The 11373-nt window shown below is 46.1% G+C and carries 9 protein-coding genes; 1 reads left to right on the forward strand and 8 read right to left on the reverse strand.

Annotation, left to right across the window (positions count from 1 at the left end; genetic code table 11):
- Window positions 1-32: 32 nt before the first annotated feature.
- From BK582_RS03745 to BK582_RS03775, 7 genes are all read right to left on the reverse strand, one after another.
- A complete protein-coding gene (locus BK582_RS03745) occupies window positions 33-896 on the reverse strand; it encodes a DUF58 domain-containing protein (protein ID WP_078593049.1) in 864 nt (287 codons plus the stop codon).
- Window positions 897-898: 2 nt separating this feature from the next.
- Window positions 899-1897, reverse strand: coding sequence for an AAA family ATPase (locus BK582_RS03750; protein WP_139368209.1), 999 nt, complete (start codon window positions 1895-1897; stop codon window positions 899-901).
- Window positions 1894-3477, reverse strand: coding sequence for a hypothetical protein (locus BK582_RS03755; RefSeq protein WP_078593051.1), 1584 nt, complete (start codon window positions 3475-3477; stop codon window positions 1894-1896). The genes BK582_RS03750 and BK582_RS03755 overlap by 4 nt, the downstream gene beginning before the upstream one ends.
- A gap of 70 nt (window positions 3478-3547) precedes the next feature.
- Window positions 3548-4411, reverse strand: a complete 864-nt coding sequence (locus tag BK582_RS03760) for an ABC transporter permease (RefSeq protein WP_078593052.1) — start codon at window positions 4409-4411, stop codon at window positions 3548-3550.
- Window positions 4408-5340 carry an ABC transporter ATP-binding protein gene (locus tag BK582_RS03765; protein WP_078593053.1) on the reverse strand — a complete coding sequence of 311 codons (933 nt, stop codon included), beginning with the start codon at window positions 5338-5340 and terminating at the stop codon, window positions 4408-4410. Before BK582_RS03765 ends, BK582_RS03760 begins: the two co-directional genes overlap by 4 nt.
- A complete protein-coding gene (locus tag BK582_RS03770) occupies window positions 5333-7720 on the reverse strand; it encodes a hypothetical protein (RefSeq protein ID WP_078593054.1) in 2388 nt (795 codons plus the stop codon). Before BK582_RS03770 ends, BK582_RS03765 begins: the two co-directional genes overlap by 8 nt.
- A gap of 313 nt (window positions 7721-8033) precedes the next feature.
- On the reverse strand, window positions 8034-8594 hold the full coding sequence (locus BK582_RS03775) for a DUF3231 family protein (RefSeq protein ID WP_078593055.1): 561 nt from the start codon (window positions 8592-8594) through the stop codon (window positions 8034-8036).
- Between the two features lie 312 nt (window positions 8595-8906).
- Between BK582_RS03775 and htpX the strand changes: the two genes are divergently transcribed.
- On the forward strand, window positions 8907-9824 hold the full coding sequence (gene htpX, locus BK582_RS03780; protein ID WP_078593056.1) for a protease HtpX: 918 nt from the start codon (window positions 8907-8909) through the stop codon (window positions 9822-9824).
- A 196-nt stretch (window positions 9825-10020) separates the two neighbouring features.
- On the opposite strand, the gene BK582_RS03785 is transcribed toward htpX, so the two are convergent.
- The gene (locus tag BK582_RS03785) at window positions 10021-11205 is read right to left on the reverse strand and encodes a CYP152 family fatty-acid peroxygenase CypC (RefSeq protein WP_338066798.1); all 1185 of its coding nucleotides are present in this window, start codon (window positions 11203-11205) and stop codon (window positions 10021-10023) included.
- Window positions 11206-11373 lie beyond the last annotated feature (168 nt).

Below are 11373 nucleotides of genomic sequence, written 5' to 3' on the forward strand. Positions count from 1 at the left end.
CTGTCACCTTCTCCCCTCCGGCCGCTGCAGCTTTATGCCAGCCAGCCTTTTTTCCTCATTCTGCTGAAAAGAATTTCATCTATGGACTGGCCAGTGCTTACCTGCTCATACCCGATTCCCCGGTCCATGCATGTCTTTTCTATCAGGCGGCAATGCTCCCTTAACCGCTCCTTGTAGGAGGAAATTACTCCTCTTGTAACACTTACCTGCACTGTATCTGTCTCCTGCTCCACATTAATAAGCTTTACATCTCCAGACAGTTCCGGATTCATTTCTTTTTCGCTGAGCAAGTGAATGACTCTGAGCTGCTGGTTCGTCTGAAGAAGCTTCAGCCGGTCCGCCACCTGCTCCACTGGTTCAAGAAAATCGCTGATAATGAAGCTCAAAGCAGTCTTCTGCTGCCGGTACCGGGGGAGTTTCTCTGTGAAACTGCCACTCTCTCCCGCCTCAAAGCTTTCCATTTGCCGGAGCATCTGATTTGCGAAGACAACCCCTTTTTTCCGTGAAAAAGCAAGCCCCTTCTCTGAAACAGGAATCACCGAAACTCTGTCGTCGTTTACTAATCCTGTATAGCCAATAGCTGCAGCTAATGATTTAGCCATCTGCCACTTCTCTTTTTCCAGGCCCATAGAAAGGGAACAGTCCAGATAGACTGCCAGAGACAATTCCTGCTCATCTAAATAACGTTTAATATAATGGCGGTTGGTTCTCGCGTACACATTCCAGTCAATTTGCCGCACATCATCACCTGGCTGGTAAGCCCTGAAGTCGGAGAAGTCCAGGGAGCTTCCAAAAGCTGCTGAACGTCTCTTTCCTTTTTGCATCCCCCGCTTGAGCTGCGCAGTCTGCCAGTGATACTGACTGAGCCTTGTCCGTAAACCGGAAGACAGCAGCATCGTTAAACTGCCTCCGCCACAGACACAGCCTCTACTGCATCCTTAATCAGTTCATCGGTGGAAATCCCCGCTGCTTCCCCTTCAAAGTTCAGGAAGATTCTGTGCCTGAGCACCGGAAGTGCCGCATGTTTCATATCACCGATAGATACATGATAGCGCCCCTCCATTAAGGCTCTAACCTTGGCAACTTTTACCAAACTTTGCAGCCCCCTTGGTCCGGAACCGAACCTGACATACTGGCGGACTGATTCCGGAGCCAGTTCATTATCGCTATGTGTCGCCATAATCAGATTTACGGCAAAGTCCAGCATCTCATCTGCCACAAGTATGCCGCTGGCAAGCCGCTGTATATGCAGCATATCTTCTCCTGTAATAACAGGGCGGACTTTTTCCTGCTCCTTTGTCACTGTACGCTCAACAATCATCTTCAGCTCATCCCTGCCAGGATAGGAGATGTTTATTTTACAGAGAAAACGGTCCATCTGTGCTTCAGGAAGGGGATACGTCCCTTCGAGATCGATGGGGTTCTGTGTAGCCAGCACGAAAAACGGTCCTGGAAGCTCCTTCGTTTCCCCGATCACTGTCACTGTTTTTTCCCCCATTGCCTCCAGCAAAGCACTCTGTGTTTTTGGCGTTGCCCGGTTAATCTCGTCTGCGAGAACGATATTTGCAAAAACAGGGCCCTTGTGAAAAATAAACTGCTGTTTTCCATGCTCATCCGGTTCAATCATCATCGTACCGGTAATATCCGCCGGCATGAGGTCAGGAGTAAACTGTATTCTTGAGAAACGAAGTTCCAGTGCTTCGGAGATCGTTCTTATCATCATTGTTTTTCCCACTCCCGGCAATCCTTCCAGAAGAGCGTGTCCGCCGGCAAACATCGCCCATAAAGTCTCGTTTAATGCTTCCTCCTGGCTGACGATGAAAGACTGTACTGCTGATTTCACTGCCTGAAGCCGTTCACGAGCCTGTTCATATTCTGTTTCCTCCACTTTTTTCACTCCTCTTCCACATTCAATTCGCTAAAATAATCCCGGACGACCCCTTCTAAATAGCCCGGCAGCTGCATACGGTCCACACTTTCCCGGTAATTGGCTTCATATTCTCCGATCACTTCCCGATAAGGCCTCACTGTGCCTTTCAGTACCGGAGCAGTTTCCGACTCATATCGCTCTCCGCTCCCGGATCCTGTCTCCCCCTGGTCTCCTTCCACATTTTCCTGTCCGGATATTCTTTCTGGTACAGTGACCAATTCCCTTGGCCCCTGGCCAGAACCTGCACCCCGGCCTCCAGCTCCGGAGCCGATGCCCCCTGAGCCAGAGCCGCCGCTCTGGCCTTGTCCCTGCCCGTTTCCGGAACCGCTGCCCTCTCCTGCTGAACCGTTGTTCCCGCCGGAGCCGCTTCCTTCAGTACCTGACTCACCATTACTGCTTCCCTGGCCAGCAGACGGGTTCACTCCCGCCGAAGGGCTCCCTGAAGAGGCACTGGCGAAAGTGAGGGGCCGATTTTCAGACAGACCTGCATTTGCCATACTTGCATTCAGCGAGGTCGCTGCCTGCTGCAGCTGTTCCTGAAGGCTCTCCAGATCTGAAAGTGTGCGGCCTGCAAACAGTTGCTCCAATAATTGTTCTTCCAGCTTCTCCAGCATCTCGAAAAGCTCCTCATCGGTAAGTTCTGCCGGAGAACCTGCTGATTCGCCGCTGAGCTGTTCAAATAAGTCTGCCAGTGCCTGCCTTTCTTCCTGTGTGAGTTCTCCAATTTCATTTCTTATATCTGCAGCAGCTTCATTTAATGCCGACTCATGAAGGGTCTTCAATGCCTCGGCCAGTTCATTAAACCCAGACTTCTCCAGCTCCTCCGTATGATGCTGCAGTTGTTCTTCTGACATTTCCAGTTCCAGTTTCATTTCTTCCAGAAGCGCTTCCGCCAGAAGCAATTCCTCTAAGGCTGCCTCCGCCGTTTCCATTTCTTCCAGCTGCTCCTTTAAGTCGTTAACGATTTTTTCAAGCTGATCATCTTCCTGCTCTTCCAGCTTCTCCAAATTTTCTCCAACCTTTTTGAGCATCTGCTTATTTGCCTGCAAATCTCCTGCAACAAGCATTTGCCCTCCTGGAAATAAAACAGAAGCTGTAGTTCCGCAAACGAGGAGCAGTGCAGCCCCGCACTCTTTCCAGTGAAACCTCAGCTTCCTGCTGTCGAGCACTTCCTGTTTTTTCTTCTTCATTTTTGTTACTGCTTCCTGACGCTGCAGCAAGGCAAGGCCATTTGTATCCTCAAGAAAATCATATGCTGTCGCCACACGGTTTTCTCTCACTGCCTGATCGTATAAATGAACAGCCTTCTTGTCCCCCGGCCTGTTTTTTACCCAGTAATACAATACAGCTGCTGCTGTGAGTACAGCGGGGACCAGGACCCACCAGATAAAATTCATCATTATAAACCAGCGTGCCGCAAGACTAACAAGAAAGATTACAGCAGCTGTAAAGAAAAACACGTACTGAACTGCACTGAAAAAATGCTGCTTCACCAGCTTTCGTTTCACTTCTCTGATCAGCATCAGAAACTGATTTCTTCCTTTCACCTGATCCCCTCCTTCCCTTGCTTTCACAGATTTTTATCGCAGCAGCCCGCAAGATATTTGCCGTAAAGCTTCACCCCATCTTTTCCGCGGGCTTTCCTTTCGTCTTCATCCTTGGCCGGAGCTTGCGGACAGCGATCAAAAGGCATCCGGCGATAATTACTCCGTAGAAGATAAAGAAAGTAATCCATGGGGAAAAGCTTGTTCCCGCCATTGTCTGCAGTTCCTGCATCACTGACCCTTCGAAAACAGAAAAGAACATCACCGGTATATTCACAGAAGCGAAAACATACGGCCAAATATAATCCGTCCCCTGAGAATAATAAGCATAGTTGAAATTAGTGAGCATCATTGCAATGACAGCAATTCCGCCAGTAAGGAAAAACGCCACGCTGTATGTTGTCACCATCGCGAGTATCGTCCGGCGGATAAGTGTTGACATAAGCACACCGATACTGCCGACAACAAGCATTGTAAATACATAAAGGGCAAAACTTGCCAAAATGCTCACAGGCGATATTCCTCCAAAAAGGAAAACGATCATATATAAAGGAGCCGATGCAAAAACAATGAGTAATAAATAAGAAAGAGACGATGCAAGCTTGCTCAATATAATCGAACTGGAAGACTGGGCAGTTGTAAGGAGAATCGGCAGTGTCTGCCTCTCCCTCTCACTGCTGATTACTCCTGCAGTCAGGCCGGGTGTGATAAATATAACGAGAGCAAGCTGAAGCATACTGATCATCAAAAACATACTCCGGCTCTCTTCCGGGCGGAATACCCCAGCATAATCAAAGCTTAGTGTCATACCGATGAAACCGAGTGAGATTAACCCGAGAATCCCAAGGTAAGCGGCGATTCCAAGAAAGCTTTTCGCCGAACGGAACCGCAGACGAATCTCTTTATTAAGCACAGGATTTAAGAGTGCAGACTTCATGCTTTTTCCACCTCTTTCGTAATTTCCATAAAAACATCTTCCAGGTTTTTCTCTATTGGGCGGAAACTCAGCAGAGGGATATCATCCAGAACAGCTTTTTTCAGAAGAACCTGCTGTTTTTCATCTGACCCTTTATAGCCGAACTGAATTGTCCCATTCGGTCCCTTCTGCACGTTAATTACGTCCGGATCGTCTTCAAAAAACCTCACTGATTTCTCCAGCTCCCTTGAAACCGTGACAACAATTTCTTTCTGTTGCTGCAGTTGTTCCTGAATGTCGGAAACAGATCCAGTAGCAATGAGCTTCCCATGGTCGATAACGCCAATCTCATCGCACATTTCTGCGAGCTCCGGGAGAATATGGGAAGAAATAATAATTGTTTTTCCCATCGTCTTTAACTCTTTAAGGATTTCTCTCATCTCTATCCTCGCCCGCGGATCAAGCCCTGAGGCAGGTTCATCAAGTATAAGCACCTTTGGATCGTGGATAAGTGACCTGGCCAGACAAAGCCGCTGCTTCATTCCTCTCGAAAGAAGATCAACATAGGAATCATGCTTATGAGACAGATTGACCAGCTCCAGAAGCTGTGGAATTACCTCGGAACGTTCTCTCTGTGAGAGGCCGTAGCTGCTCCCGTAAAAATCAAGGTACTCGCTCGCTTTAAACTGATCGTATACTCCGAAGAAATCAGGCATATAGCCGATAACCCGCCTTACTTTTTCCGGATCCTTCGTCACTTCAAGTCCATTAATATAAGCCGTTCCGTAAGTTGGAGCCATCAAGGTGGCTAATATCTGAAATGTCGTGGATTTCCCTGCACCGTTCTGTCCTACAAAACCGAAGACCGTCCCTTCAGAGACAGTGAGGTTCAAGTCATCCAGGGCAGTAAATGCACCGTATTTTTTTGTTAAATTAACTGTCTCAATCACGTTTCATTTCTCCTTTCAGGGACAACTCAGGAACGAAAACTTCATCAGGCATCTCGCCTTTTGAAATTTGGATACGAATCTGGCCATATTCCTCAATATATTTCTCAGGGCTCTTAAACGTATTGTTCTCATCAAGGGAATCGAAGGTTTCTGTTTCAACGTTAAATACCTCATACGTAAAACCTCCGCTGTGGCGGATTTTAATTCCAAGTTCCGAGAACGCGGCCTTATTTTCCAGAAGTTCAACAGGCACTGTATAACTGAACTCATACTTCCCTGCCGGGGCGTAAACCGTCCGTTCTCCAGGATGCAATTCAAAATCGTAAGATCCAATATGCCCGTCTACAGAATAAAAGTATGGTAAAAAATCTTCCCCCTTAAGCTCAAATGGACCTGATAAGTGGCCTTTAAAATCAAGCGGATGAACAATGAGGCCCGTTCGTTCTGTCAGAGCCTCCCTGCCTGAAATGCTGCTGTTCAGTAACTGATCACCTGTAAAAGCGGCCAAAACAGGCTTTCCTTTTTCAAACATGTCAAATTCATGCATCGTGCGCATTAAATCTTCTTTTTTCCGCTCCGCCAGCTCCATATCATTCGAATAATTATAATAGTAGTCAGCCACGGGGGCCTGCAGCAGCGATCCTGTCAGCTCTATATTTACTTCGATTGTTTCACCAGGTCCTAACGAGCCTAATGATTCTTTCTGCCTTCCTGACAGGAAAACAAGGTCATCGATCCGTAATTCTGTTGGATTCGTAACCGTGCCTGAAATTTCCTGTTCGCCGCTAATTTCCAGATCCGTTTCAAGCTCACCTATATCAATCTTTGAAATCGGTCCGGAAGCATTTCGTATAGACCAGTATTCAACGTCCTTAAATAGGATATCCAGCTGATCCCCTTGCTGCCTGATCCCTCCGTCCGGCTCATCAGGTGTACTGCCCATTGAATAATTACTTCGGATTGGAAATGCTGCAAATCCTGCTGTTGCCACATTAAGTTCGTAGTCCCCGCTATTATTGCTTAAGACAGAAACACTTCCGTAACCCCGGCCTTCGCCTTGTTCATCGACAGTTACCACGAGAGATTCATTAATCTGCGGCTGGGCGATTCTGTCCTTGCCGCCAAACCCGAATATTCCGGCGGATATTAAGAGAGATATAGCAGGAAGGATCCACCACGAGTGCTCCCGCTTATCTATTTTTTTCAACAGGAAGTAAATGACCGGGAAAATTATAAGTACGTAAACTATGAAAATCGTAACGAGCACTGAAAACGGCAGAAAGGATGACGGGAATAAACTTGTCGTTTCTGCCAGACCCCAGTTTAATCTGTCATACACAGACTCATAGTCCATATAGTTTGGGGTTATCACTGACTGGAATGTTTCCGTCCAGTAAGATTCAGCCCCATCCCACTCTGCAAATGATTTAGCCCCTGGGGAGAACGCCAGCTGCACTACCTGCCCGCTTCCATGGAAGGCCCTTGCCGCAACTGGGGTGCCTGATTCAGCCCTCTGCAGGATATTAGCTCCGTCTGAAACAGCTCCGGCTGTCAGATCTATTGTTTTAGCAGGGTATTTACGGTCACCTTTATTAAAAAAATCAGCATCTTCTTTTTTCGTATTCATCTCTAATCCCATAGGCAGGAGTACTGCAAGACTGTCAAGCTTCTGCTGTAATCCCGGGTCAGCCCCTATAACGAGTGTGCCTCCAAAATCCACCCAGGCTTCCACCGCATCCTGCTGCTCCGGGCTCAGTGCCTCCGCCACAGAATACTGATCGATGATGATTGTATTAAACATCGTTAACCCAGCGGAATCGTTCGGAAGCTGCTTAGGATCGACCGGAACTATACGCATGGAATTCCCATGGGCAGCCCGGGCGTTTTTCAGGTAATTAAACGCATCGGGGTTATCTGTTAACAGCCCGACAACAATATCCTCCTCGTTTATATGGGCCGGGGTTAATTTTGTCTGTCCCCCAAGTTTTACTTTTTTCCCATTTTGCCAGCCGCCTTCATAAAAGTGGATATCGTCAGGTACTGGTCCGGGACCGCCATAATGCATATTACTGTACCCAGGAAGGCTCAGCAGGAATGTTTTTTCACTGTTTGCCGGCAGGTCTGCCTGTGTGATGACCATGCCATTATTCCAGTTGTACCCTGGCATGACCGAGATTGCCAGTTCCCCTGAAATATCCTCGCCATTGTTCTTCAGGGTGACAGCAATTGGGAAACCCTGGTTGGCCTTTATCAAGTTATTAAAGCCTACCTCCGTTGAGACTGTAATACGCTCTTCTTCATCAGCTGACACTGCATAGAACGGCAGTGCGAAACTTAATAGAAAAAGAGTTAAAGCTGCTATTGATAATTTTCTGATCATGACTCCCCCTGCTTTCTCTTTTTTCTGAACTACTGTTTTTACCGATAGTTATTAGAAAATGAAACTGCGTGTCCAGCTCCTTCCTATTTAATATATCTAATATACATTTTTTTCCTTGAAAAATGCATATATTTTTTTGAAAATTTACAAGAAATAAATTACTTCACTCTTCCTTAGACGAAACTCCCGCCAAAATAGTTTCTTCCCCTCCAAAAAATGTTCAGGGGCCAAAATGTTCAGGGGCCAGACCCCGCACGATTTTGTGAACATAGTAAAAGCCGGCCTCACAATGAGACCGGCACTATATGATGAATTATGTGCTTTCCTGCGGGGAGCCTGGAGTGTAATAGTACGGGGGCACTTTAAGCCAGCCCCGCTTCCTCATCAACGCTTTCAAAGTAGCTCCAAAAGTTACCCATTCAGAGAAAAACTGAAGCCAGAGCATACCGATATCATATCGAATGGCATCTGCCTGGCCTTTTGCGCAATGCTGGGCGCATAATACCATTTTAAATGCAATTCCGTTTGCGATTTCATCATCAGTAAGTTTAACTCCAAGAGGAATTTCATTAGGGTTGGAGACCGGCTTCGCGGAAGTAACATCTGGTAAAGGTATTCCTTCCTGTTTCATAAACTTCGAAAGCCTTTCTGCCTGTGATTCACACACTTTAATCACATCGTTCAGCATTTCTCTTATTTCGTCATCTGTAGATGTATTCATCCCCGTTTCCTCATAACGGAGAAAGTTCTCTACCATCGTCATGTATTTCCAGCAGTCACCTGCCTCTATAATATTCAGCGGAGCGGTTGGTTCATCTGCAGAATCCACTCCAACCTTCAACATATTCCATACAGCCTCAAAAGGATTTGGCATTCCTGGCACCTCACTTTCCATAGTTAGGTTTTCAAATTAACTGGAAAAAATGTATGTATGATAAAAATAATTTCCCTGCTCTTCCATCAAAGCATTTTAGTGCCCCGCAACTCCTGGTCCAGAAACCGTGCACCTGCTCAGGTAACAGCGTAATATTTCTTTATAAATCTGAAACCTTCACCCATTGCTTTCCGTATAAAACAATTGGCAGAAAAAATCTGGTTAGTTGTCTCTTTTACAGGGACAATAACCTGACCAGCCTGCGAAAACGTGATAAAATATATTACTATACTATAGATATGGAGGACTACGATGGGGAAAAGAGTTTTATTTTTTATTTTGACGAACATTCTCGTTATGACCACGATTGTTATTGTCTGGGGGCTTATCGTTTCATTCACAGACATTGGAGGCACATTTGATACCGGCGGCGCTGGTCTGGGAATAGATTTAGTTGCTCTTGGTGTATTCAGTCTTTTAGTTGGTTTTACTGGTTCCTTTATCTCTCTTGCCATGTCCAGGTGGATGGCAAAGAAGATGATGAAAGTAAAAGTGCTCGACCCGAACGACAACTTAACTTCACAGGAGCGTGCAGTAGTTGAAAAGGTGCACCGCCTTTCCCGTGCTGCAGGGCTTCCTCACATGCCGGAAGTCGGGATTTACCAGTCACCTGAAGTAAACGCATTTGCAACAGGACCTTCGAAAAAGCGTTCCCTCGTGGCTGTATCATCAGGCCTGCTTAATTCCATGGATGATGATGCCGTCGAAGGTGTTATTGCACACGAGGTTGCTCACGTTGCCAACGGTGACATGGTTACAATGACACTGCTTCAGGGAGTAGTTAACACCTTTGTTGTTTTCTTCTCCAGAATAGCTGCAATCCTCGTATCCAGACTCGTGCGTTCTGAAATGCAGACTGTCGTACGGTTCGCAGCAATTATCATTTTCCAGATCCTGTTCTCAATTCTTGGAAGTATCGTGGTTATGGCTTTCTCCCGTTACCGTGAATTCCATGCGGACCGTGGCGGAGCCGACCTGGCAGGCCGTGATAAAATGGCACACGCCCTTCGTTCTCTTAAAAGACATGTTGACCGTGCGAATGTTAACAATGACCGCACTGACGACGCAGCAATCGCTACAATGAAAATCAGCGGAAAAGGCGGAGTAGCCAAACTGTTCGCCTCCCACCCTGATCTCGACGAGCGGATTGCCCGCCTTGAAGAGCGTTAACAGAAAAAATTAAGCAACTGCCCATTTATACAGGCAGTTGCTTTTTACATAGTTAAAAACCAGGTGTTTCCGAAAATACAAAGTGATCGTGTGAACCCTGTAAAAAGAATCACGATCCGCCAGTTTTATTTTCGTTTAATATTTTTCATCACAATATGGCTTTCCGGGACACTTGGCATATCTACCATGCTGAAGCTTAGATCCTGCTCCGGAATCTCGTAGAAAGTTTGTTAACAAGATGATCGAGGCTCACCTTCATTATATCCATAGTGATCCATTCCCCGGCACAGCGATGCCCAATTTCAAATTCTCCTCCTCCTTGAGGAATAAAGTCAAATGGGCTTCCACTCCATTCCGCAAACCGCTCCGGTTCAAAACGATCAGGATTCTCCCAGTATTCCGGATGATGATTTGTCCCGTATAAATCCAGCAAAGTAAGTGTGTCTTCTTCAAATTCATACCCTCTCCAGCTGAAATTATCTTTCACTCGTGCCGCAGTAAACGGAAAGAAAGGATAAAAACGGCGTACTTCCTGCATAAACCAATGCAGCCGCTCACTGTCATTATTCTTTAGCTTATCTGCCTCTTCTTTATTAAAATAGACGGCATGCGCCGTAAAACAAATATAAACAGTAATCGCAACCATAGGACGCAGTAAGTTCAGAATCTCTACCGCCACAATACTTTTATCGAGGAGATTTCCATCGAGATCCCGATGCCAGGAAAATGTATAAAGAGGCTTATTTTCCGGCGGATTCACTTTTCCTTCTCTGACCTTTTCCACAAGTTCTTCAATCCAGTCTTCTCCCCTTGAGCGGGCTATCCTTCCTTTCCAGTGTGCCGGCCCAATAGCTGCCGAGGCTTCAAACATGTTGCTTAACTGATCTGCCAGATCTTCCACCTCATCATCTTCCAGCGGTACCCCTGTCCATTCGCAGGCAACCTTCGTAAGTATTTTTTTGGCTTCTTCATACAAAACAATTTCGTCCTTTGTTTCCCACCTGGCAGCAAACAAATCCCATTGTTTTTCCGTAAGATCAATAATTTCCTGCAGACTTTCTTTAGACATCACAGACATAAACATTTCTTTCCGATGCTTATGAGCCTCACCATCAAGGCCCTGGACGCCCCCTTCGCCAAAGAGTGTTTTTTTCACCCTCCCAGGCGCTGCTTCACTACGCTCAAATTTACTATTATCATAGAATATTTCAGCAGCATCCTTTCCAGTTAAGCAAATTGCCTTCTCACCGAGCAGCCTTGTTTCAAATACATCTGTCTGATATCTGTGCTGCCGGTTTAAAATATACTCATACCCTTCTTTTAACAGCTTCAGGCTATTGTCCAGCCCTTCGTCCTTCGGCAGGTTTCTTTCGCCTCCCATATACTAAATCCCTCCATTTTCTGGATATTAGTGTGTCATTGCACTAGTAAACGAATTTTGCTGTCCCTAAACGTCAATTTTTTACACCCTGGTATGAAATAATCAGTATCATATCTTGACTAGCATAGTGGGAATATATAATATAAGCTCAATAAACTATCAGGAAAA

This window comes from Evansella clarkii (assembly GCF_002019695.1).
Taxonomy (GTDB): Bacteria; Bacillota; Bacilli; order Bacillales; family Salisediminibacteriaceae; genus Evansella; species Evansella clarkii.